Source organism: Aeribacillus composti (assembly GCF_031760945.1).
GTDB lineage: Bacteria > Bacillota > Bacilli > Bacillales > Aeribacillaceae > Aeribacillus > Aeribacillus composti.
On sequence record NZ_CP134501.1, the window covers coordinates 2,368,331 to 2,392,461 of the forward strand.

Below are 24,131 nucleotides of genomic sequence, written 5' to 3' on the forward strand. Positions count from 1 at the left end.
ATAATACCAAAATATGTTACCGCCGGCATCTATTCCTTTTAACAAATCCTTATATTTAGACGGTTGTGATCGAGTAATTGTTTCATCTTTCTCCCAAATCTTCCAACTTATTTTTTTTCTTTTCCAGCCTCCATTTTCTTTTCAGCAGCTCTTCTTTTTGTGTTGAATGATTGGATACTCCCATTCTTTCCAGCTGTTTCAAAATTTGAATCGCTTCGTTTGTGTCCATATATGCAGCATCAATATTTTTTTCATGATGCTCATAAAATTTGGCCAGTTCGACTAAAGCTTTTATTTTCAAAAAGCCTTGTCCATGTTTTTTAATTTCGCTCCATAGTTTCACTGCCTCATCCAAACGTCCGTTTCGTTTTGCCAGCATTGCCATTTCAAATTTCGCCTTGAGGTGAAGGCTGTTTGACTGCTCGTTTATTTTCGCATATGAAAAATAAGCAAGCTTTTCATTTCCTTGAGCTTGAAACCATCTTGCCATTTCAAACAGTTCTTTATCATCATGGTTGTCATCGGGAAACAAAAGCTTTTTTGACAAATGAATATAAAGTGAAATTAAGGAGAGAATATCCATCTCATTATGCTGAAAAATTCCGATCACACTATCAGGATTTGGGTCTTTCAAAAAATGATGGTAAAGGATCGGCGCTAAATAGCCGGGAGTATCTTCCTTTCGGTTCACTTGCAAAATATCTTTTTCAACATTTGATAATTTTACCGACTCTAATCTATTTTTCCAGAGACGTCTAGCTGCATGATATAAATCAAAATGGCCGTACTCAGGCAATTGCGGCACCATATTGCGAATGAGAGTATGCCTCGTTTTCACCTGAGGCCAATCAAATGCTTTTCCATTGTATGTGACTAATGTTTTTATATTTACTTCACTTAAAAACCGCTGATATAAAGCAACCTCATGGCCAGGAGCAGGCAAAAAAAGCTGTTTGATCACCACTTTATCGAATAATATTCGCGCAAATCCAAGTAAAAAGATCATATTGCCTGCTCCGCCCTTTAAACCAGTCGTTTCCGTATCGAAAAAGAAAAGTTCATAAGGTTTATGCCCTTTTGCTGATAGCGGATGCTCCATTTCATTGTCATTCCAGTATTCTACAACATCAATTACTTCGCTCAATTCATACAATCCATGGCGATAATTGAGCGGATATTCTACTTCACGGATGAGAATATATTGGCCATCAAAGAAAAACGGCTTGACTCCAACGCTTTCCCAGCGTTTTAAGTATGGAATCTCTATATCCTGTTCCTTTTTCAATACGTCTTCATGAACGATATGATTTTTTAATCTGTTTAATTTTTGTTTTATGGACATAAAATCTGTCCTTTCTTTATATATTGAAGCAGCCGAAGCGTCGCCTCCTTTCTTCCGCTCGATTCTCCATCAAGACCGATGCAGGAAGGACAGCCATCATCGCATTTACAGTTTGTCACCATTTCTTCCGTTCTTTCAAGCAAGCTTTCAAACTCATCAAATACTTTCTTCGCAAGCCCAACTCCGCCTGGATATCGGTCATACAAATAGATGGTCGGTTTTCCGTTGTGAATGGATTTCACTTGAAATACAACGTCAAGATCGTTTGGATCGCACATTGCTGCAAGAGCACTCACATATTTTAAAGCATGGCTGATGCCGACTAAAGCTTTTTCCATTTGTTCTTCCGATAAAACAGAAAAAACGTCATTTTTAAAGCTAATCCAAGCACCTGTTGTATGAAGCTCTTCCTCCGGCAGATGAATAGGACCAGAACCAATGTTCTCATGTGTGCCAAATTTGATTTTTTTAAATATCGTCGGTTGGGCAAGCACCATGACATCACCAAATCCAATCTCCATGCTCTTGCTTTCCTTTTCCTGATCCACCTCAAGCACCTTCAATTGAACAGCTAGGTTCGCATCCGTAAAATAGTCAACATTGACTTCAGTAACATATGCTTTTTTTTCTTCCCAATCGAGCTTTTCAACCTGAAATTGCCTTCCTTCATGCAAATAGATCGCTTCTTCATGAAGCATCGTCATGGCGCTGAATCGGTCCATTTCCCCGATGACATTTGCGCCATTTGTAGTGTCAATAATTACGACATTTTCTTGAGAAGCAGAACGCAAGCTGATCCCATGTGCAGGAAACGAATCGCTCATCCAATACCATCTGCCTCCGTTTTCGTAAAGAACGCCTTCCTCTTTCAGAAAATCAAGTATATCGTCAACCTCCACCCCGTCTAACGTTTCACCTGACTGAAATGGAAGCTCAAACGCCGCACATTTTATATGATCTACGAGAATGATTAAGTTATCTGGATGAATGATCGCACTTTCCGGATTTTTTTCAAACAAATATTCTGGATGCTTTAAAATATATTGATCTAATGGACTCGATCCTCCGACGAGAATAATCGCTGCTTCCTCTTCCCTTCTGCCCGCCCGGCCTGATTGCTGCCACGCGCTGGCAATCGACCCGGGGTATCCTGTCATAATGCAAACCTGCAGCTGACCGATATCAACCCCTAGCTCCAAAGCATTGGTGCTGACGACACCTTTAATTTTTCCCTCTCTAAGGCCTTTTTCAATTTCCCTTCGCTGCTTCGGCAAATAACCTCCGCGATATCCGCGTATCGTTTTCGATCCCAATTCCTTTTTCGTCATCTCTTGAAGATACGTTAAAATAATTTCAACCCTTGTCCGGCTTCTAGCAAACACAATCGTTTGAATGTCGTTTTTTAAAAATTCTTTCGCAATCTCTTTTACATCAAGCATGGCGCTTCTGCGGATATTGAGAGGCTTGTTAACAACAGGCGGATTGTAAAAGATGAAATGTTTTTTGCTTCTTGGGGCTCCGTTTCGATCAATAAGAACCGCTTTCTCTCCAATCAATGTTTCAGCAAATTCCAACGGATTTGCAATCGTTGCCGACGTACATATAAATTGAACGTCGCTTCCGTAAAATCGGCAAATTCTCTTCAGCCTTCTAATTACATTCGCAACATGGCTTCCAAACACTCCGCGATATGTATGCAATTCATCGATGACGACATATTTTAAGTTTTCAAAAAGCGACACCCATTTCGTATGATGCGGCAAAATGCCTGAATGTAGCATATCAGGATTTGTCATAACAATATGACCAGCTTTTCGAATCTTTTGACGGATCGTTGGAGAAGTATCTCCATCGTATGTATAGCAATTTATCTCCGTTTTTATTCCTTCAATCCATTCATTCAGTTCGCTTTTTTGATCCTGAGCTAGCGCCTTTGTCGGAAAAAGATATAATGCTCTCGTGTTATTGTTTTTTAATATTGCGTTTAAAACAGGCAAATTGTAGCACAACGTTTTTCCCGACGCTGTCGGGGTTACAGCGACAATGTTGTGATGATTTAACGCTAATTCAAACGCTTCTTTTTGATGACTGTATAATTGTTCAATTCCTTTTTTCTTCAACATTTCCTTCAATCGGTTATCCATATCTTCTGGAAAAGGAACTGTGATTGCTTCTTTTTCAGGTATTGTGTGCCAATATACAATCTGATCCCGAAAACGCTCGTCATGTCTAAAATCATGGATGACTTTTTCAAAAGGTTTCCGCCCAAGCATGACCCATTCCTCCTCAAATTCACTACATCTATTCTAACGAATAAACGTTCGTAAATAAAGCATGTTTTCATTGGAACTTTCGTATAAACTTTTCGAAACTCTTTTGCATATAAATGTGAAAAAAAGAAAGGGAGTGAGAGAGCAAGATGAAAAAAGACAAAAAGGAACATGATGAATTTTTGCCCGTGTTTTCCCAACTAGATCCGCTTCCAGGCAGGTTTTCACAATTTTTCGATCCTGCCTACATTCAATCGCTATTAAAACCGTTTCATGATTTGTTTGATACCGCAATGTCCCTTCCTTTTTTTCATTTTGACACTCATGAAACCGATCAAGAATGGGTGTTAGAGGGAAAGCTTCCAGGAGTGAAAAAAGAGCAAATACGCATCGAATCGTATGATCATGTATTAACGATTTCCATTCATCAAGATCAACATATTGAACAAACAAATGATGAAAAACAGATGACGCAAATGTTCAAGTCTCATGGCAAATTTGCGAAATCCTTTTATTTGCCAGCTTACTTAGATGTGCAACGTATTAAAGCATCGTTTCAAAATGAAAAGCTGAAAATTGTGATCCCTTCCAAAAAAACAAAAATAAATATTGACTAATATGCTTCTAAGCAAAGAGGTTGTCCAAAAAGTCAGGGTAACGGACTTTTGGAGTCCCTCATTTTTCCACTTTTAAAAAAAGCACAAAAAAATCGTCCTTTCTAAATAAAATGTAGTTGGGACCCAACATCACAGAAAGGACGATTTTTTTATGAACCAATCAAATGATTACTACGGAAACAGCACTTTCACTAGATGTAAAAGAAGAAAATACTCCTAACAAAAGAAATTAACATTCCCTCCTACTTTCAAACTATATGACAACCGTCAAGTTCAAGTAATTTTGGATATTAAATTGCTCATACCAGAACATCACGTGGCACGTGTCGTAGACGAAATGGTGGAGACGATGCAAGATAAGGTATTGTTTTCTCATTAGCTCACACTTCCTGAAATAGCCGGCATCCACCGCTACTTTCAGATAAAAATCGAAAAATATAAAAGCAAGTGGAGAGAAACGCGTTGTTTTTCTCTACTTGCTTCCTTTTAGGGACTTATCGGGCAGTCCCATTTTTCCTATTGCATCCTGTAATTGTCTGTTTTGTGATCGGTACTCATCATTCCCCGGGCAATCATGTCATCAGCCTGTTGTTCCGATTGGAAATATTCTTTTTGCAAAAATAGATTGTTTTGGTAAAAAAGTATTTTTTCGTATATCCAACAAAGTATGAACAGCCTTGACTTGCGGCGAACGGCATCCCTAGCCCCTTACATCGTTTCAAAGCTCATTATTCAGCATCAAGCTTTAAAAATTTGCGTGACTCCTTTTAAAAGGGAGCTCATTTGATTCATCGTTTGAACAACTTGTCCTGCTGTATCGATCATTTTGTTAAAATCCATCTGTCCGTCCGCTTTTTTAAATGAAGAAAGCAATGAAGGATTTGACCCTTTTGGCATCATCATAGGCAACGTGCTTGGATAAGGCTGAGGATACGGATTCATAAAAGGCTGATAATATGGAGATTGGAAATAAGGAACAACATGTTGATTCATCATGAAATATTGATCGTAAGAAACAGGTCTTAACCAATCATAAGCATGATCATGATACATTTTGATCCCTCCAATAAAAACTTAACTAATCATAAAATATGTTTTTGCCTTTTAAAGGGTGAGATGTCAAATAGTGTCGGAAGTTTTTATTTTTTTTGAAATTGATAATTACAAAAGAGATGGTAACATATTAATATAAGTGTTAGGGGGGGGATGTTTTATGACGGTTCAAACATTGAGGGAAAGATTTAAAATGGAGAAGCAATATGAAGCAGAATGTGCAAATGAATTGCTGGACTTTGCTCGCAGATTGTATCTTTATGAAAACATCAGCATTAAAGACTTTCGAAATATTGTCAAAACGCTAGAACAGCAAGGAGCCGTTACACCTGAATACATCCTTTAAATCAAGCAGAGGCGGGGGAATTTTCTCCGGCCTCTTTTTGCCGCTTACGAATAGTCCCGTTTACGGCAGTTCAATAACATAGATTGACAAAAAGAAAGGATATTTTTTAGATAGAATCTTTTAACCCCAAGATTTCTCCAAACGAAGTAAGGTTTTGCGTAAATCCCGATAGATTGTGTCTATATATTCACACATAATAAAGCGGAGAAACTGCTCGCTTCTCCGCTTCCCCATTTTCATTCATTTTTTTCCATTTCACGGATCATGCTTCTTAATGTGTATTCAGCAGATTCTTTTATATTTTTAAATCTCACCTTGCTTGTATCTTGAAAAAAAGATTGGATCACAATGTTTTCAATATGCTCTTTCGCCGTATCAATTTGTTGCGAATGCAGGTATCTAGGATGGTACTTATTGATCCATTTTTTCGCAACAATTTCCCATTCATTCAATATTGGCAAAATCTTGTCAACACTCGGTTTAATTTCGGCAAAAAAATCGTATTCCAGTCCTTCCTTCTTGGTTCTCTCGAAACGTTGAGCACTTTTTTGAATCACTTGAAGCAATTGCTCCGTGATTTTCCGGACTTGTTCTTCATCCAAGGTTCTCACCTCAGATTCATCATAGCAAATTTTTTTTGTTTTACCAAATTTTATACTACCTTTTTTCTCAAGCTCCGCACGAATTTCCTTTCTGGAAACATTTTCTCAAATTCATTCATCTTTTCTTCTCCATTTTCTATAAAGTTTGAAACGGCTTGTTTTGTCCGCTGAATTTCTTTATCTATATTTTGCGTCAATTGCTGCTCTAAAAGATCAATTTGTTTTTCGATTTCCTGCAATTTTTTTAATGCCTCTTGCTTTTCTATAAACGAACTCATCAGCATCCCTCTTTTCTTATTTTTGCTAAAAAATTCTTCTTCCTAAATATGAGTCCTGCCTGTTTGACAAAACTAGTTGTGATTCGGCAAAAAAAGTGTAAATTCCCTGCAGCATTCAAAAATCCGCTTCATTGTGCGCATGTATTTTTTCAGGTTAGACAAAATAAACAAGGGAGGTGTTATAATGAAAAACGATAAAAAAACCATTCAAAATGATAGTCAAAAAGAAAAAAAGCGAGGAGTTGGAGACAAAAAGCTTGAAGGTCCAAACAGACCCTCTACTTAAAAATGGTCAGGCTCATTGCCTGACCATTATTTTAAGTATTGCTTCATCATGCATAATAAATGTAGCTGGGACTGTTTTTTCTCATACCAGTCAGTTAATTCAATTCGTTTCGGAATCTCCGGATCTTTATAATACTTACCGAGCCGCTGCCCATGAAACCATTCTCTTTCTTTTTCGTCTATTTCGTGTGAGATTATCGGAAAAGCCGTCCTTAAATATGGGGATTTTCTTTTTGTTGTTTTTTTCATATATTTTTCATAATCATACCGTGATCCTGTATGTATTACACGATTTGAAAATTTTAGAAACTGTCCATGGTAAAGAGGATGAAATAAAAGCCATGCCAGCCTTTTTCCCAATTCAATCCGTTTTTTGACATGGCTGAATTGATGGGTGGAAAATCCGTACAATTTTCCTGTTATCGTCGGAAACAGTATAACGCGAAAATGAAATAGATCTTGAAAAATAAACGGCAAGCTGTGAAAGACAAATTTTTTAAATAATGGATGATCAATAACCGGTTTTTGAATAACATGCTGCTCATTAATAATAAGGGAGGTTAAAAGCCTTTTCTCATCTTTTGTGCGGAAAAAGCGTTCCCACTCCTCCATCATAAAGGCAGATACATGAAAAGCTTCGAGCAAATAAAACATCGGTTTGTTGTAACGCTTGGAATATTCATATAGTAAAAGCTGTGGATAAGCATCAGCAAAAATGAGCCAGTTTGCGGTTTCAACTGATAAAAAGAGCCATTGCCGTTTTTCATAAGGCAAAGCCTGTTTGAGGGGAATACCTTCTAAATCTGTCATAAACCAGCCGGCGTTTCTGGAGACCATGCTTGCCAGCAACGCCCATTTTACTTCCGGATGTTTTTTATAAAACTTTGCATATCGTTCCGTCCGTGAAATATTATCAACATTTCCGTCATCTGTTTTTAATTTTGTTTGTAATATTATATCATGTAGTGACATAGTATTCCCTCTTTCAACTTAAATCATGTATAATGAAGTCATTTCATCGAAAAAAGGTTAACATTTTTTGTTAAGATATAAATAGTAGGAAAAAGGAGGAGATCGCTTGGCTATTCGTTATCCTAACGGAAAGTTGTGGAAAGCTAAACAAAATGTAGCGAATCCAGTCCCAGTTGAAATACAATATTCAAATAGAGGGATGACCCTCGAGGACGACTTAAATGAGACAAATCTTTATTACAGGGAAAATGGAATAGCTGTCATCCATAAAAAACCGACTCCGATCCAAATCGTTTCGGTTGATTATCCGAAACGGAGCGCAGCAGTCATTAAAGAAGCTTATTTTAAACAGGCTTCAACAACCGACTACAACGGAGTTTATAAAGGCAAATATATTGACTTTGAAGCAAAAGAGACAAAAAACAGCTCTTTTCCACTAAAAAATATTCATGATCATCAAATCGAGCATATGAAAGCTGTGCTCGAACAAAACGGAATATGTTTTCTAATTATACGATTCACTAAACTAAATCAAATATACTTCTTAGAGGCTGAAAAATTGATGCATTTTTGGAAAAGACAGAAAAACGGGGGAAGAAAATCGATTTCGCATCAAGAAATTGTAGAATGTGGTCACCATATCCCCCTTGGCTATTGCCCAAGAGTTGATTATATTAGTATAATAGACAAGTTATATTTTTAGCTACTGCCCTTTTCATTCTAAATGAAAGGTTGGATTTATAATGAGTCAACAATATAAATCGAGGGAAGAAAGACGAAAAGCTTTAGCAAGTAAGAAAAAAAAGCCGAAGAAAAAAGGAATCGCAAGAAAAATTGTGTTTTTCATTCTTTTGTTAGGGCTCGTAGGCATCATTGGAGGAACATCGACATTTGCTTATTTTGCAGCAACAGCACCTCCTCTAAATGATGATCTTTTAAAAGGAAATATGTCATCAAAAGTATATGACAAGGACGGAAATGAAATAGGTGAAGTCGGTTCGGAAAAACGGACATATGTGAAAATCGATGAAATTCCGCAAGTTGTAAAAGATGCGTTTATTGCTACGGAAGATGTTCGATTTTATAAACATAACGGAATCGATCCAATTCGTATTGGAGGCGCTGTAATTGCCAACTTTAAAGAAGGATTCGGTTCTGAAGGTGCAAGTACAATTACGCAGCAGCTTGTCAAGCTTTCCTTTTTATCTCTTGACAAAACAGTAAAAAGAAAAGCTCAAGAAGCATGGCTTGCCTTGCAAGTGGAGCAAAAATATTCAAAAGATGAAATACTTGAAATGTATTTAAACAGAATTTATTATCCCGGCAACTATTACGGCGTCGCAAGAGCTACGGAAGCTTTCTTCGGGAAGGATCTTAAAGACATCACGCTGTCTGAAGCGGCAATGCTGGCTGGGATGATTAAAAATCCTGATCTATACAACCCTAGAAAAAATCCCGATCTGGCGGAAAAGCGCCGCAATGTTGTCTTAAATTTAATGGTTAAAAACGGATTTATCAGTGAAGAGGAAGCGGCAAAAGCTAAACAAACATCCATCACAGAATCATTAGTAGAACCAAAACAGCAGCAAAACAAATATCATGCCTTTATTGAACATGCGATTGAAGAAGTAAGAAAAAAGCTTGGCGTTGATCCGAGCTCAGCAGGATTAAAAATCTATACAACAATCGATACAGATGCTCAAGAATATGTTGAACAATTATTGAACGGCGATGAAATCAGTTATCCGAGCAAATATTTTCAGGCTGGAATTGCTCTAATCGACACGACAACAGGTGAAATACGCGCCATCGGCGGCGGGAGAAACCAACCGATTGGCGGATTTAACTATGCTGTCGATTTAAAACGGCAGCCTGGTTCAACCATTAAGCCTATTTTAGATTACGGCCCTGCCATTGAGCATTTAAAATGGTCAACGTATCACCAAATCGTTGATGAGCCGTACACGTATTCAAACGGAAATCCAATAAACAACTATGACCGCAGCTATAAAGGGCAGATGTCAATCAGAGAAGCATTGGCTGATTCAAGAAACATCCCAGCATTAAAGGCGTTTCAAGAGGTTGGTGAATCGAGGGCAAAAGCATTTGCCGAGAAATTGGGAATTAAAATCGATAAAATTACAGAAGCATATGCAATCGGCGGATTTGAACACGGCATATCCCCTCTTCAATTGGCGGGGGCTTACAGCGCCTTTGGCAACAACGGTATATACAATGAACCATATTCCGTAACAAAGGTTGTTTTTGTTGATGGAACAAAAGCTGATTTAACACCAGATCCGGTCGAAGCAATGAGCGATTACACAGCATTTATGATCACCGATATGTTAAAAACCGTTGTAGAACGAGGAACCGGTACAAGAGCTCGGGTGCCTGGCTTAAATATTGCCGGCAAAACGGGTTCAACGAACTTTACAGAGCAAGAAAAAGCAAAATATCATCCGGAGCGCGGTGCAGCAAAAGACAATTGGTTTGTCGGCTATACACCAAAATACACAGCTGCTGTTTGGACTGGATATGAGAAAAATGAAGAGAAAATGTATATAACAAAAAGGGAACAACAAATTGCCAGAGACATCTTTAGAAAGCTAATGCGGCATGTATCTGACGGGGATTCATCCGATTTCAAACAGCCGAAAAGCGTGGTGAAAAAGGCAATCGAAAAAGGATCTAATCCGGCGAAGCTTGCAAGCAAATATACGCCAAAAAATATGATTACGTACGAATATTTTGTAAGAGGCGAAGAGCCGACAAAAGTTTCAACGAAATATGAAAAGCTGGACAAACCGTCAGGCCTATCCATCAATTATGATCAAAAAACGAATGCAGTGAAGCTTAGCTGGAATCACAGTGAATCGGACGTTTCATTTGAAGTGAGCGCCTCGATCGATAACGCTGCTTCCAAAGTATTAACGACTACAAAAGACAAATCGTATGTCTTGTCAAATGTGAAACCTGGTTCTGTATATAAATTCAGCGTTACAGCTGTAAGGGACAGCATGCGAAGCGATCCTGCAAGCGCAATGATCGAAATACCTTCTGTGGAGGAAGAGGAGCAAGAAGAATTACCAGATGAATTAACACCGCCTGAACAGGAACAAAATGAAGGACAAGATGAAGAGGATCAATTGGAGAACGAAAATGACAATGAACAAAATAACGGGCAAAATGAAGAGGAAAATCAAAACGAGAATCCTGAACAGCCGCAGACGCCAAATGACAGTACACAAAACGGCAACCAAGGCGGCGGACCTACTCCTCCTCAAGATCCAGGCAATAACTTCAATCGTTCACAAACGGGTGGAAACGGAAGTTCACAAACCGAAACGCCTGCTGTTCAGCAATGAAAATAAGGGACTGTCCGATAAGTTCCTAAATGGAGCCAGTGGAGAAAAACAGCTCGTTTTTCTCCACTGGCTTTTGTTATAAAAAAATGAGAGGGCTCGAAAAATTCAGTTACCCTGAATTTTTCGAAGCCCCCTTTTGTTTTGCTTTTTTGATCGCCTGATGTTTATAAAACAATTTTTCCGTTTCTGTAAATAGTTCATTTAATTGAATATATGCATGATATTGAGTAGGCTTTTTTAAAATAAACGTTAGACGATCTTCAATATTGACGGGAGCTATATCCAGCTTCTTTATTTCGTCTAATTGCAGTGAATGAACCGGCTTTTCATTGAGCCAATAAAGAAGTTGGATATAGAGGCAGATCCCTGTCATCATTTTTTGTCGATCCATTTTAAACGGTTTTGTTATCGTGCGTTGAATCTCGGTTTGAATTTCCTTCCACTGCTTAAAAAGCTTGGGCAAAAATTGTTCGCTCGCCTCCCACGGTCTCGTATCATCCATTCCAACCAAATATTGAAGATCATAATAAAAAAAATCAGTTGGATGCAAATATACAGATTCCTCGTCAAAAAACGCAGTATTTTGAAATTGCTCAGGGAGATGAAACATCTTCCTATCGTGCATTTTTTATGCCTTTCCTTTCATTCTTTTTTCCCCTTCTCTGCACAAATAAAGAAGAGGACATTCATGACACTTTGGTGATTGGGCTTTGCAATGATACCTTCCAAAAAAAATAAGCCGATGGTGGGTGATTCCCCATTCGTCCTCAGGAACTTTTTCCATCAATGTTTTTTCCACTTCCAATACAGAATCCTTCCAACGGCAAATTCCGAGCCGCTTCGACACCCGTTCAACGTGTGTATCGACGGCGATGGCAGGTTTTCCAAACGCAACAGATAAAACAACGTTTGCCGTTTTCCTTCCTACTCCAGGAAGGCTCATTAATTCCTCTCTAGTTTCCGGCACTTTTCGGTCAAATTCTTCAATTAACATTTTGCATAATTTTTGAATATTTTTCGCTTTGTTACGATAAAGACCGATGGAGCGAATATCTTGTTCTAATTCCTCCAACGGGACAGACAAATAATCATCAGGTGTTTTATATTTTTGAAACAAATTTTTTGTTACTTTATTGACTAACGCATCCGTGCATTGAGCAGACAAAACGACAGCAATGACCAGTTCAAAAGGATTGCTGTGTACAAGCTCGCAATGAGCATCAGGAAACATTTTCCCGATAACCTCTAAGCATTCTTTTACTTTCTTTTTTGATAGCATGTACCATCACCTTTCAATCAGCTTGAACGAGGAAAAGAATTTTAGTTTTCCAGCCAGTTGTAGAAAGGCACCTTCCTTTTATATTCTTGCTCCCCTTGAGTAGACTGCTTTTGTTTTTGATTGAATTCATGAAATTTTTGTGAATGCTTCTTAGCTTGTTCAATTGTTTTGATTCCATTCTTCTTCCATTCAAATAAAATCCGGTCAATATATCGAAAATTTAATTTTCCGGAGATCACCGCTTCCCTTAATGCAGAAATGATAATATCGGGATCATGATGATCTTGGTCGATCCAAAAAGCTAACGTTTCGCACTCAATCGGGGAAAGAGGTCGTCCAAATTCTTGTTCAAAGATGGTGTATAATTGATTTTCCTTTTCTACTTTTTCTTGATCTTGGTCCATGACGACTACATCATACAACTTTTCCCATAGCTGTTTTAAAGAATATTTCTCATAAATCATCCCGTTTTGCTCAAATTCCTCTATCGTTAAAAAACCTCTCTGAACTAAACTCCGAAGCAATTTGACACATTCCGCCGTTGTGATTGTCATATGGTCGGAAAGTTCTGTAGGAGTTGGAAAAGCATTTCCTTTTTGAATGTGGGAATGTACGTGCAAAAGGAGAACAAATTCTTTTTCTGACAAACCTAAATCGGCATAATTCCGCAGCAGTATATTGGGAACGGTCAGTGATCCATCTTCCACTAATTCGGTGAACTGTTTTTTCTTCATATTTCGACACCTCAAAATAAGTATACCATGATTGCGGCCATTCATGGCTTCAGAATGCATGGCTGAAAAACGAAACCTCCTGAAGATAGGAGGCTTCATGCAGTTTACGGATATAAACGATTTAATAAACGCGGAAATGGAATCGTTTCACGAACATGTTCGACACCGCATATCCAAGCAACAGTTCGTTCAAGTCCAAGGCCGAAGCCGGAATGAGGTACGGATCCGTATTGCCGCAGCTCAAGATACCATTTATAAGCTGCTTCGTCCAGATGATGCTCTTCAAGACGTTTTTTTAATAAATGATAATCATGGATGCGTTCAGATCCGCCGATGATTTCTCCGTACCCTTCAGGAGCGATTAAATCCGCGCACAGAACAACCTCTGGTCGATTTGGATCAGGCTGCATATAAAAAGGTTTTAAGCTTGTCGGATAATGTGTAATGAAAACTGGTTTATCAAAGCTTTCCGCGATCGCTGTTTCATGCGGCGAACCAAAATCGTCCCCCCATGCGATGTCGTTGAATCCTTTCTTATGCAGCAGCGCGATAGCGTCGTCGTATGTTATTTTCGAAAACGGAGGAACAACCTGCTCTAGCTTGGAAATGTCACGTTCTAATGTTTTCAATTCAAGTGAACAATTTTTTAATACCGATTGCACAATATGGGAAACGTACTGCTCCTGCAGCTGCAAATTGTCTTCAAATTGATAAAACGCCATTTCCGGTTCAATCATCCAAAATTCAATTAAATGACGGCGCGTTTTCGATTTTTCAGCCCGGAATGTCGGCCCGAATGAAAATACTTTGCCTAAAGCCATAGCAGCTGCTTCCATATACAGCTGACCACTCTGCGAAAGGTAAGCATCTTCATCAAAATATTTCGTATGAAACAATTCCGTCGTTCCTTCAGGCGCACTTCCGGTCAAAATAGGGGGATCCACTTTGACAAACCCTTGATCATTAAAAAATTCATAAGTGGCACGGATGAGTTCGTTGCGCACTTTCATAATGGCGTGCTGGCGCTTTGATCGAAGCCAAAGGTGGCGATTGTCCATTAAAAATTCAGTACCGTGTTCTTTCGGCGTAATCGGATAATCGCTTGCTTCATGAATAATTTCTATATTTTCAACGCCAAGCTCATATCCAAAAGGTGAACGTTCATCCACTCTCACAACTCCTGTGACATACAAAGAGCTTTCTTGTGTGAGTTGTTTTGCTTTTTTAAATATTTCTTCATCCACCTTCGATTTTTCAACAACCCCTTGAATAAAGCCTGTTCCATCCCGAAGCTGCAAAAAAGCAATTTTTCCGCTTGATCGCTTATTCGCCAACCAGCAGCCGATTGTTACTTGTTCTCCGACATGGTTTTTAACATTTGAAATCGTTGTTTTCACAGCTTTACCCTCCATATGAAACCGCCTTTTTATTCGATGCTTTCTATTATACATATGTTATTCCTTTTTTTTCAATAAAGGAAACCAGCGAAAAAGCCGGCAGAACCACCGGCTATTGACAATCTTTACTGTTTATGATTGTTGACAAAGCGATCAATACGTTCAATCGCTTTATTTAAAAGTTCTAGCGATGTCGCATACGATAATCTTACATTATCTGGAGCACCGAAGCCGCTTCCTGGTACTAGCGCTACCTTTTCCTCTTCCAAGAGCGCCTCGACAAATTCGTCAACATTACGAAAACCTGTTATCTCTGCTGCTTCTTTTGCATTTGGAAATAAATAAAATGCTCCTTGTGGTTTAATGCACGAGAAACCAGGTATTTGCACAAGTTTTTCGTAAATGATATTTAAACGGTCTTCAAAAGCTCTTCTCATTATTTCGACCGGTTCTTGAGGTCCCTCATACGCCGCGATCGCAGCATATTGAGCAATTGAAGTCGGATTTGAAGTGCTGTGGCTCGCTAGGTTCGTCATAGCTTGAATAATGCGCTCATTGCCCGCCGCATAACCAATTCTCCATCCTGTCATTGAATGGGATTTCGATACACCATTAATAATAATTGTTTTTTCTTTTACTTCAGGAGAAATTTGAGCGATGGACACATGTTCATTTTCTCCGTATACTAATTTTTCATAAATTTCATCGGAAACGATAATAAGATCATGGCTAAGGCAAACCTCCGCCAATTCTTTTAACTCATCCCGCGTATAGATCATGCCGGTCGGGTTGCTCGGAGAATTGATAATAACCGCTTTTGTTTTGTTTGTGATCGCTTGCTGCAGCTGATCAGGCGTAATTTTAAATTGATTTTCTTCCCTTCCCTCTACAAATACTGGAGCTCCGCCTGCAAGCTTCACTTGTTCCGGATAGCTTACCCAGTATGGAGAAGGAATGATCACTTCATCACCATCGTCAAGAATAGCTTGAAACAATGTATATAAAGCGTGTTTAGCGCCTGTTGAAACAATAATTTCAGACGGTTTATATTCTAAATGCTGGTCTTTTTTAAATTTTTCTATAATTGCCTCTTTCAATGATATAAGTCCTCCAGAAGGCGTATACTTCGTATGCCCTTCTTTCATCGCTTTTTCTGCAGCGTCTAAAATATGATCAGGAGTGTTAAAATCCGGCTCACCTGCCCCAAGGCCAATCACATCATGCCCGGCTGCTTTCAATTCTTTTGCTTTTGCAGTGATCGCCAGTGTAGATGAAGGTGTTAAAGTTGATACGCGTTTAGATAAATTCACTTTTACAATGCTCCCTTCTTATTGCTTAATGCTGTACATTTTATAAACTCTGTCATCCGTAAAGCTAACAATAAAATATGTATAACGGTTTTGTTGGTCAATATATTGGACCTCCCAAACCGGTATATCCCATTTTTTCGAATCTGTATCATCATACCCAAGCATGATTTTCTTTATTTTCTTCGGCTTGCTGTTGTCAATGTTTTGAATCAATTGAAGTACGTCGTCTTTGCTCAAGCCTTCCTTCGCTTTTTTAATTAAAATTTTATCCGTGTTCCCCTTTTTCATCCAGCCGATAATTTTTTCGCCTTTTTTATTTCTCCCTTGAATGATATAGTAAACATTTCGATTATAAAATGTGTTGACTTCATCGATCGATGCAAAGCCATGCTCCTTCGCAGCTTGTATAGCTGTTTCATGTCCTTTTGTTTTATCTTCTTTTGCACTATTATAAAGAAAAGCAAACGTCACCACTAAAAAGATAAGAGCGCATATAAAAGAAATAAAAATTTTTCCTTTCATTATGATCACCGATTATGTTCTATAAATAGTAAAAACCGCTTTATTTGGATCTTTGCTGTCAAGGGCTAATCCGAATAATAAATGTTCTCTTTTTAATGTCCGATTTAGCAAATCAACTATTTTATACAAATCGTCGGAATGCTCAACCGTAACGGAAGATATAATTTCGATTTTGCTTTCCATGTCAGCTTCCTCCTTTACAAAAACAAAATTTGTAATTCATACTTACAAAGCATCCAGGAAACAATACAGATACAACAGCAATATGTTGTTATCTGTACCCATTATAACAGCTTTACGGCTCACACTAAATAAAATTTCTCCTAGTCCACACCTAATTTTTTGAGGAGTCATCGCCGCTCCTCTTTTTTCTATATGTACAGAAAAGTTATGGCCAATTACGTCCGCAACAGAAAATAGGTCAAGCCCTATCGAAAGCTTAAGAGCCTGACCCTTGTTTATCACATAATCGTGTTCGCCGGTTCCTCTTTAATTAACTCGATGATTTCATTGTTTTCATTCATGATGGCTATCGTTGGACGGTGGTTTTTTAATTGATCTTCATGCACAAGCTTATAGGAAATGATAATGACCACATCACCGACCTGAACAAGCCGGGCAGCCGCACCGTTTAAACAAATGACACCGCTTCCTCTTTTTCCAGGAATCACATACGTTTCAAAGCGTTCGCCATTATTATTATTCACGATTTGCACTTTTTCATTCGGGACAATCCCAACGGCATCTAAAATATCCTGGTCGATCGTAACGGAACCGACATAGTTCAAATTTGCTTCCGTCACCCTTGCACGATGAATTTTTCCGTTCATCATCATACGAAACATGTATGAACCCCCCCTTTAGGTCAAATCGATAATAATATTATCGATCAGCCTAGCATGCTTAAATTTTACAGCAATCGCAACGATAATTTTTCCCGTAAGTGCGTTTGGTTTTTTCAAGTCAGGATAAGTCAAAATATCTATATAATCAATTTCTCCGCTCGTCTTTTCCGTTATAAACGCTCTCATTTTTTCGATGATGGCTTCTTGATCATGCACTTTGTTCTCAACCATTTCTTTTGCCATTAATAACGATTGATATAAATGAACGGCTTCTTTTCGTTCCTGTTCGTCTAACCGTACGTTTCGAGAGCTTTTGGCCAATCCGTCCTCTTCACGAACCGTTTCCACCGGAACAATTTCAATTGGGAAATTAAGATCTTTTATAAGTGCTGTAACAACGGCAACTTGCTGGGCATCCTTCAATCCGAAATAGGCTCTGTCTGGAGTTATGATGTGAAACAGCTTTGTTAAAACCGTTGCCACTCCGTCAAAATGTCCCGGTCTTGATTTTCCGCACAAAACGTCAACGCGCTTCGTCACTTTTACTGTGACGGCAGGTTCTTCCGGATACATTTCTTCTTTTGTCGGCGCGAAAAAAAGGTCAACCCCTTTTTGTCTTGCCAGCTCTTCGTCGCGTTTGATATCGCGAGGGTATGTTTGATAGTCTTCATTCGGTCCAAATTGAAGCGGATTCACAAAAACGCTCATCACCGTTACGTCGTTTTCCTGTTTGGCCCGTTCAACCAATGATAAATGACCTTCATGCAAATATCCCATCGTTGGCACGAACCCTATCGTTTTTCCTTCTTTTTTCTTGAGATCGATTTCTTTTTTTATTTCCTCTATCGAAGTGACGATTTTCATTTTCCTTTTCCTCCATATAAGCTTGCAAGTTCCTCTTCATTCATGCGGAACGAATGATCCAACGATGGAAAGTCCCGATTTTTCACTTCATCTTTATAAGCTTCAATCGCTTTTACAATGCTTTCATTTACATTTGCATATTGTTTAACAAACTTCGGCACTCTTTCCACTCCAAATCCAATCAAATCATGAAACACTAACACTTGTCCATCTGTATATTTTCCTGCGCCGATGCCGATGGTTGGAATGGACAGCTCTTTTGTTATTTTTTCCGCCAGCTGAAACGGGATGCATTCCAATACAATGGCAATCGCGCCAGCCTGTTCGCATTTTTTCGCATCTAGCAGCAGCTTTTCTGCACTTTTCGCTTCTTTTCCTTGTACTTTATATCCGCCTAATACACCTACTGACTGAGGAGTCAGTCCGAGGTGGGCAACAACAGGAATGCCGGCATTTGTTAACAGAGATATGACGTCAAAAACAGGCCCTTCCACCTTTAAGGCATCTGCCCCGCTTTGCTGCACCATTTTCTTTGCATTTTGCAGCGTGTCTTCTGTCGAAATATGATACGACATAAAGGGCATATCCGTCACAACAAATGTATTTTTTGCTCCGCGTTTTACAGCCTTCGTATGATGAATCATATCTTCCACCGTTACAGGTACGGTTGAATCATACCCTAAAACGACCATTCCAAGCGAATCGCCGACAAGGATCATATCAACATTTGCCTGTTCAGCAAGCTTAGCGGACGGATAATCGTATGCCGTCATCATCACGATTGGCTCTTGCTTTTGTTTCATTTGAATAAAATCCAGCTTTGTTTTCATAAAAACTCCCCCTCTTTTGTAGTTGCAGAGGGTAAGAACGAACCGATTAAAAAAACCTTCTTTCACTGAGAAAGAAGGATTTTTACCATTTCCTTATTATCGGCTTCTTCATCCCTCTGTCCCAGTCCTTTTGGATCAAGGCAGAATCAATCTTTTAATAATGACAACATGAAACTTTTTTGGTGCAGTTCCAAACAGGATACTGCCCTTTCGTTAAGTATAACAAAATTTCATTGTAAAATATATTTATTTGATATCAATATCTGCTGAATACACTTTTTCTATTTTTCCTTCAGAAGTTTCAATGAGAAGCGCCCCTTCTTCATTAATGCCAAGAGCCTTGCCGACAACTGTTCCGGATAATGTCCGGGCATGGATCGTTTTGTTTAAACTAATGGAATAGCTTTCCCATAAAAGTTTAATCGGTTTAAATCCATGCTCTAAATATGTAGTATACCATTTTTCAAAACGTTCGAGAAACTTTTGAATGATAAGGGCGCGATGAATTTTCTCTCCCTTTTCAATCGCTATGGAGGTGGCGGTATTGCGAATCGCTTCAGGAAATTCATCAATTTGCTGATTTACATTAATACCGATGCCGATGATCACCGAATGCACTTGATCAGCTTCCGCCTCAAGCTCTGTTAAAATTCCGACTGCTTTTTTTCCATTAATCAAAATGTCATTGGGCCATTTAATGGTCGGAGAAAGCCCTGTTGCCTCTTCAATCCCTTCTACGAGAGCAACGGCTGTCAATAAAGTAAGCTGAGGAGTTTTCTGTAAAGGTATGTTCGGCCGCAAAATGATGCTCATCCAAATCCCTGTACCTTTTGGCGAATACCATACTCTAGCCATTCTCCCTCTTCCGCCTGTCTGTTCATCCGCAACTACGAGCGTTCCCTCCTCAGCACCTTTCTGTGACAATTCATGGGCAATTTTTTGAGTAGAATCAACCGTATCGTAATATACAATGTTTTGTCCTATAAAATCCGTTTGCAGACCTAATTGTATTTCGTTGGCTGTAATTTTTTCCGGCGTCTTGACTATTCTGTACCCCTTTCTTCGCACCGCCTCGAGGACAAATCCTTCCTTCCTCAATTCCTCAATATGCTTCCATACTGCCGTTCTTGAACAACCGAGCAATTCGCTGATTTTTTGGCCTGAAACATATCCTCCATCAGCTTCAGAAAAAGCTGCTAACAGCTTTCGCCTAATTTCTGATTGCAATTTTTTAACCACTCCTTTATTTCTCCGCTATTATTTTCAATCAATCCATTGACAACCTGTTGTTCAACCAGCGTTAAATATTCCTCCACCCATTTGCCCGGCTTTTTCGGCACGATGTTTAAAATGTCATTCCCCGTTACGGCCAATTCTTTTCTAGAATGGATTGGAAGCTGTTCGTACGACTTTTGCAGTTTCTGAATGGCTTCTTCGTTTTTTTCTTTTTGCAGCACCTGCCTTATTCTTTCCAGCTGAAGAGCATCCTCAAGCCCTGTCTTATATAAAAGAAAGGCTGTCCAGTCTTTCTCGAAGAGACAATTGAGCAACTCAAGATGTCTGCATACTTTTTTGATCACCCTTCTAGGAAGCTTCCAATTCCGCATAAATGATTCACCATCATCCGTTTCTAAAACGAATAACAAAACAGTCCAGTATTCTTCCCGCTCACACAAATTATGCATTGGATAGCTGAGCAGCTTGTGCAACTGTTCTTTCTTTTGTTTTAATCCAGGCATATGTTGATAAACATTCGTAAGAGTTAATAGTTGTATCGCATCATTTGCGGAAGCTCCAGCCAGAAGTTTTTCAAATTCAGCAGTTATTCGCTCGATCGATATGTTCTGAAGAAGCTTATGCCAAACGGTTATGGCTTGCATAGTTTTTTCTTCAAGCCGAAAGGACAATTGGCTGACAAATCTTAAAGCGCGCAGCATTCTTAACGCATCTTCGGAAAAGCGTTCATACGGATCTCCCACTGTACGAATCATGCGGTTTTCTAAATCTTCCATGCCATTGACATAATCTAAAATGCGCCCGTTTTTGTCCATCGCCAAAGCATTAATTGTAAAATCGCGCCGCTTTAAATCTTCTTGCAGCGAGCTGACAAAACGGACATATTTAGGTCTTCGATACTCTTCGTATTCCCCTTCCGTCCGAAAAGTCGTCACTTCATACGGCTTTCCATTATGAAGAACAATGACTGTACCATGCTGCACCCCAACATCAATTGTTTTCGGAAAAATTTTTTGAATCTCATCAGGCTTTGCTGATGTGGCAATGTCGATATCCCCGATCTTCCGATTCAGCAATAAATCACGAACAGAACCGCCGACAAAATACGCTTCATGGCCATGCTCATTTAATTGTTCTATAATCGGTATTGCCTCCACAAATTCTGCTTTCATGTTGGAACTCCTTCAGATAGTAATTCAAAATAAATTTGCTCATATGTTGACACAATTTTTTCAGAATGAAATTTTTCTCTGACAAGCAGTATCGCATTTTCTGACATTTTTTGATGAAGTGTTTGATCTTCCAATAAGCGAATCGATTTTTCGGCGGTATCCTCAATATCGCCAAGCTCAACAATATAGCCTGTTTTATGATCTTCAATTACTTCCGGTATGCCGCCGATCCTCGTTCCAATACAGGGAACTCCGCAAGCCATCGCTTCCAATAAAACTAATCCAAAGCTTTCTTTTTCTGACAGCAGCAATTTTAAATCACTGATGGAATACAATTGATCTAAGTTTTCTTGCTTCCCCAAAAACAGCACATGATCTTCCAATTGCAGCTGTTTCACTAATTTCATGACAATCGACACTTCCGGTCCGTCGCCGACCAGCAACAGCTTCGATGGGACTTCCTGTCGGATGAGGGCAAATGCTTTGACGACATCAGGAACTCGCTTCACTTGCCGAAAATTTGATACGTGTATAAGCACTTTTTCATCATCTTGAATCCCGTACTCTCTTTTTAATGAAGGCAAATGTTTTTTATGATAAATTCGTTCATCAATAAAATTGTAAACCGTTTCAATTTCTTTTTTAGGCTCCAATAAATCATATGTTTGTTCAACGAGCGCCTTTGATACGGCTGTAACGCGGTCCGAAGCTTCAATCCCAAATTTGATCGCTATGGAGAGCGTCGGATCATATCCTAGCACAGTAATATCAGTACCATGAAGAGTTGTGACGATTTTTATTTTTCCCCCAACCATTTGTTTAGCCAAAAAAGCGCAAATCGCATGAGGCACAGCATAATGAACGTGCAAAATATCTAAATTTTCCCTCTCAATGACTTCGGCAATTTTGCTGGATAAAGCGAGATCATATGGAGGATATTTAAAAACAGAGTATTGATTTACTTCCACTTCATGAAAATAAATGTTGTGATAAACCTTATTCAGCCTGAATGGCATGCTGGAGGAAATAAAGTGAATTTCATGCCCTCTTTCTGCAAGCAATTTTCCAAGCTCTGTCGCCACCACGCCTGATCCTCCAACAGACGGGTAGCAAGTAATGCCAATTTTCAATTTTTTCATTCATTATCACCAGGAAAGGATATTTTCAAAACTATGATTTCTGCTCAATTTTTCTCGTGGATGATGTTTCTCCATGTAAAATCTCCCCGTTCAAGCCCCTTTACTAATATTTCCGCAGTGCCCATATTGGTTGCCAGGGGGATTGCATACACATCGCATAGGCGGATAAGGGCAGAAACGTCCGGTTCATGAGGCTGGGCAGTCAGCGGGTCGCGAAAAAAGAAGACGGCATCCATTTCGTTTTTCGCGACTAATGCACCAATTTCTTGGTCGCCTCCAAGCGGACCGGATTGGAAGCGGTGAATTTTCAGTCCAGTTGCTTCCTGTATTCTTAAGCCTGTTGTGCCTGTTGCAAATAAAACATGCTTTTCTAATATATGTTTATAAGCAATAGTAAATTGAACCATATCATCCTTTTTCTTATCGTGAGCAATGAGTGCAATCTTCATATATTTCCCCCTCATTCAATAATGTTTTCCAACCCGTAAACGAGCGTATCGATCTTCATCACGGTTTCAACGGAAAGCTTTACTCCTGACATAAAAGACGCACGATTATAGGAATCATGGCGAATTTTCAGCGTTTGACCGTCACCGCCAAACAAAACCTCTTGATGAGCCACTAACCCTGGAAGACGAACGCTGTGGATATGAATGCCATTCCATTCGCCGCCTCTTGCTCCTTTGATCGTTTCCTTTTCCTCCGGATGTCCTTGCTTTTTATTTCCGCGAACTTCATAAATCATTTCAGCCGTTTTGATTCCAGTTCCAGAAGGTGCATCAAGCTTTTTATCATGATGCATTTCGATGATTTCAACATCAGGGAAGTATCTGGCCGCCATTTTTGCAAATTTCATCATCAGTACAGCTCCAATCGCAAAATTTGGCGCGATAATTGCCCCGATTCCTTTTTCTTCCGCTAATTTTCTCAATTCCTGCAAGTCTTCTTCCTGAAAGCCGGTAGTTCCTACTACAGGGCGGACACCGTGCTCCAGCGCAAGCTTTGTATGTATTTTTCCAACCTCTGGTGTTGTCAAATCAATCAACACGTCTGGCGATGTTTCTGCAAAGCATTGTTCAGGGTTTGTATAGGTGCGGACTTGATCTTGAAACCATTCGCCATCATTTATTTTGTCTATTACAGCTGAAAGTGTAAAATGCTCTGTTTCATTTACCAGTTTTACTGCCTCTTGCCCCATGCGTCCTCTTGGACCGGCAATGACGATCTTAATTTGTTCCATTATTCCATCACCTTTCTATTTTTTTGTCCATCTGTTTCGATCTCTAGTTTGAAATTTATGCATGACGCGATCGTGCGCCTTCTCAAGATCAATGTTTAAAGAATTGGCCAAGCAAATGATGACAAACAATAAATCGCCAATTTCCTCTTCAATTTCTTTCTCTTTCTCCGTTTCTTTTTTTGGCTTTTCCCCATAGTAATGATTAATTTCTCTTGCAAGCTCACCAAGCTCTTCTGTTAATCGCGCAAGCATCGCCAGCGGGCTGAAATAGCCTTCCTTAAATTGGGATATGTAATCATCTACTTCTTTTTGCAGGTCTTTAATTGTTTTACGTTCCATTAGGCAACCACCTCATTTGTCTTCTCTTTCATGTTAGCTAATTCCTTACCATTTGACAATGAAAAGAAATGTCGATTGAATTGTAACATAC

26 protein-coding genes are annotated in these 24,131 nt (G+C 39.1%); 4 read left to right on the plus strand and 22 right to left on the minus strand.

From position 1 onward, the window contains the following. Positions 1 to 82: 82 nt before the first annotated feature. Complete coding sequence (locus RI196_RS11445; RefSeq protein ID WP_311066258.1) at positions 83 to 1,342, minus strand: ribonuclease H-like domain-containing protein; 1,260 nt, start codon at positions 1,340 to 1,342, stop codon at positions 83 to 85. Then, entirely contained in the window at positions 1,333 to 3,615 is a 2,283-nt protein-coding gene (locus RI196_RS11450) for a DEAD/DEAH box helicase (RefSeq protein ID WP_311066259.1), read from the minus strand. The genes RI196_RS11445 and RI196_RS11450 overlap by 10 nt, the downstream gene beginning before the upstream one ends. 146 nt (positions 3,616 to 3,761) lie before the next feature. Here RI196_RS11450 and RI196_RS11455 point away from each other — a divergent pair, with 146 nt between their 5' ends. Further along, entirely contained in the window at positions 3,762 to 4,229 is a 468-nt protein-coding gene (locus RI196_RS11455; protein ID WP_063388539.1) for an Hsp20 family protein, read from the plus strand. 738 nt (positions 4,230 to 4,967) lie between these two features. Here RI196_RS11455 and RI196_RS11460 read toward each other — a convergent pair. Then, positions 4,968 to 5,282, minus strand: coding sequence for a YppG family protein (locus RI196_RS11460; RefSeq protein WP_094246113.1), 315 nt, complete (start codon positions 5,280 to 5,282; stop codon positions 4,968 to 4,970). Positions 5,283 to 5,442: 160 nt separating this feature from the next. Between RI196_RS11460 and yppF the strand changes: the two genes are divergently transcribed. After that, positions 5,443 to 5,628 carry a YppF family protein gene (gene yppF / locus RI196_RS11465; RefSeq protein ID WP_063388541.1) on the plus strand — a complete coding sequence of 62 codons (186 nt, stop codon included), beginning with the start codon at positions 5,443 to 5,445 and terminating at the stop codon, positions 5,626 to 5,628. 236 nt (positions 5,629 to 5,864) lie between these two features. Here yppF and RI196_RS11470 read toward each other — a convergent pair whose 3' ends face one another. The 3 genes from RI196_RS11470 to RI196_RS11480 form a co-directional block, all read right to left on the minus strand. Further along, positions 5,865 to 6,230 (minus strand): YppE family protein, encoded by a 366-nt coding sequence (locus tag RI196_RS11470; RefSeq protein WP_311066260.1) that lies wholly within the window; start codon positions 6,228 to 6,230, stop codon positions 5,865 to 5,867. A gap of 50 nt (positions 6,231 to 6,280) precedes the next feature. Then, on the minus strand, positions 6,281 to 6,508 hold the full coding sequence (locus tag RI196_RS11475) for a hypothetical protein (RefSeq protein WP_311066261.1): 228 nt from the start codon (positions 6,506 to 6,508) through the stop codon (positions 6,281 to 6,283). Between the two features lie 312 nt (positions 6,509 to 6,820). Then, positions 6,821 to 7,765, minus strand: a complete 945-nt coding sequence (locus RI196_RS11480; RefSeq protein ID WP_311066262.1) for a DUF2515 family protein — start codon at positions 7,763 to 7,765, stop codon at positions 6,821 to 6,823. 106 nt (positions 7,766 to 7,871) lie between these two features. On the opposite strand from RI196_RS11480, the gene recU reads away from it, so the two are divergent. Together recU and RI196_RS11490 are read left to right on the plus strand one after the other, a co-directional pair. After that, the gene (recU, locus tag RI196_RS11485) at positions 7,872 to 8,468 is read left to right on the plus strand and encodes a Holliday junction resolvase RecU (protein WP_144598150.1); all 597 of its coding nucleotides are present in this window, start codon (positions 7,872 to 7,874) and stop codon (positions 8,466 to 8,468) included. Positions 8,469 to 8,508: 40 nt separating this feature from the next. Next, positions 8,509 to 11,133, plus strand: a complete 2,625-nt coding sequence (locus RI196_RS11490; protein WP_311066263.1) for a transglycosylase domain-containing protein — start codon at positions 8,509 to 8,511, stop codon at positions 11,131 to 11,133. A 109-nt stretch (positions 11,134 to 11,242) separates the two neighbouring features. Here RI196_RS11490 and RI196_RS11495 read toward each other — a convergent pair whose 3' ends face one another. The 16 genes from RI196_RS11495 to RI196_RS11570 all read right to left on the minus strand — a co-directional run bounded on the left by RI196_RS11495 (position 11,243) and on the right by RI196_RS11570 (position 24,040). Beyond that, on the minus strand, positions 11,243 to 11,758 hold the full coding sequence (locus tag RI196_RS11495; protein WP_311066264.1) for a YpoC family protein: 516 nt from the start codon (positions 11,756 to 11,758) through the stop codon (positions 11,243 to 11,245). Positions 11,759 to 11,761: 3 nt separating this feature from the next. After that, positions 11,762 to 12,412 carry an endonuclease III gene (gene nth / locus RI196_RS11500; protein WP_063388548.1) on the minus strand — a complete coding sequence of 217 codons (651 nt, stop codon included), beginning with the start codon at positions 12,410 to 12,412 and terminating at the stop codon, positions 11,762 to 11,764. 41 nt (positions 12,413 to 12,453) lie between these two features. After that, complete coding sequence (locus RI196_RS11505; protein WP_063388653.1) at positions 12,454 to 13,146, minus strand: DnaD domain-containing protein; 693 nt, start codon at positions 13,144 to 13,146, stop codon at positions 12,454 to 12,456. Positions 13,147 to 13,250: 104 nt separating this feature from the next. Continuing rightward, a complete protein-coding gene (asnS, locus tag RI196_RS11510) occupies positions 13,251 to 14,543 on the minus strand; it encodes an asparagine--tRNA ligase (protein WP_144598146.1) in 1,293 nt (430 codons plus the stop codon). Positions 14,544 to 14,668: 125 nt separating this feature from the next. Continuing rightward, entirely contained in the window at positions 14,669 to 15,853 is a 1,185-nt protein-coding gene (locus tag RI196_RS11515) for a pyridoxal phosphate-dependent aminotransferase (protein ID WP_063388549.1), read from the minus strand. An 18-nt stretch (positions 15,854 to 15,871) separates the two neighbouring features. Continuing rightward, a complete protein-coding gene (locus tag RI196_RS11520; protein ID WP_094246117.1) occupies positions 15,872 to 16,375 on the minus strand; it encodes a cell wall elongation regulator TseB-like domain-containing protein in 504 nt (167 codons plus the stop codon). Positions 16,376 to 16,387: 12 nt separating this feature from the next. Continuing rightward, positions 16,388 to 16,558, minus strand: coding sequence for a YpmA family protein (locus RI196_RS11525; protein WP_065095534.1), 171 nt, complete (start codon positions 16,556 to 16,558; stop codon positions 16,388 to 16,390). A 278-nt stretch (positions 16,559 to 16,836) separates the two neighbouring features. Continuing rightward, entirely contained in the window at positions 16,837 to 17,220 is a 384-nt protein-coding gene (panD, locus tag RI196_RS11530; RefSeq protein ID WP_063388552.1) for an aspartate 1-decarboxylase, read from the minus strand. A gap of 15 nt (positions 17,221 to 17,235) precedes the next feature. Further along, on the minus strand, positions 17,236 to 18,084 hold the full coding sequence (gene panC, locus RI196_RS11535; protein WP_117016803.1) for a pantoate--beta-alanine ligase: 849 nt from the start codon (positions 18,082 to 18,084) through the stop codon (positions 17,236 to 17,238). After that, complete coding sequence (gene panB / locus RI196_RS11540; RefSeq protein WP_063388554.1) at positions 18,081 to 18,914, minus strand: 3-methyl-2-oxobutanoate hydroxymethyltransferase; 834 nt, start codon at positions 18,912 to 18,914, stop codon at positions 18,081 to 18,083. The genes panC and panB overlap by 4 nt, the downstream gene beginning before the upstream one ends. A 246-nt stretch (positions 18,915 to 19,160) precedes the next feature. Then, a complete protein-coding gene (locus tag RI196_RS11545; RefSeq protein ID WP_063388555.1) occupies positions 19,161 to 20,141 on the minus strand; it encodes a biotin--[acetyl-CoA-carboxylase] ligase in 981 nt (326 codons plus the stop codon). Then, a complete protein-coding gene (locus RI196_RS11550) occupies positions 20,111 to 21,322 on the minus strand; it encodes a CCA tRNA nucleotidyltransferase (RefSeq protein WP_311066265.1) in 1,212 nt (403 codons plus the stop codon). Before RI196_RS11550 ends, RI196_RS11545 begins: the two co-directional genes overlap by 31 nt. After that, on the minus strand, positions 21,319 to 22,461 hold the full coding sequence (gene bshA, locus RI196_RS11555) for an N-acetyl-alpha-D-glucosaminyl L-malate synthase BshA (RefSeq protein WP_063388557.1): 1,143 nt from the start codon (positions 22,459 to 22,461) through the stop codon (positions 21,319 to 21,321). Before bshA ends, RI196_RS11550 begins: the two co-directional genes overlap by 4 nt. 44 nt (positions 22,462 to 22,505) lie before the next feature. Then, positions 22,506 to 22,910, minus strand: coding sequence for a methylglyoxal synthase (gene mgsA / locus RI196_RS11560; protein WP_311066266.1), 405 nt, complete (start codon positions 22,908 to 22,910; stop codon positions 22,506 to 22,508). Positions 22,911 to 22,921: 11 nt separating this feature from the next. Then, positions 22,922 to 23,701: a 4-hydroxy-tetrahydrodipicolinate reductase gene (gene dapB, locus RI196_RS11565; RefSeq protein ID WP_094246121.1), complete on the minus strand. Its 780-nt coding sequence runs from the start codon at positions 23,699 to 23,701 to the stop codon at positions 22,922 to 22,924. 15 nt (positions 23,702 to 23,716) lie between these two features. Next, the gene (locus RI196_RS11570) at positions 23,717 to 24,040 is read right to left on the minus strand and encodes a nucleotide pyrophosphohydrolase (protein ID WP_063388560.1); all 324 of its coding nucleotides are present in this window, start codon (positions 24,038 to 24,040) and stop codon (positions 23,717 to 23,719) included. Positions 24,041 to 24,131: the final 91 nt, after the last annotated feature.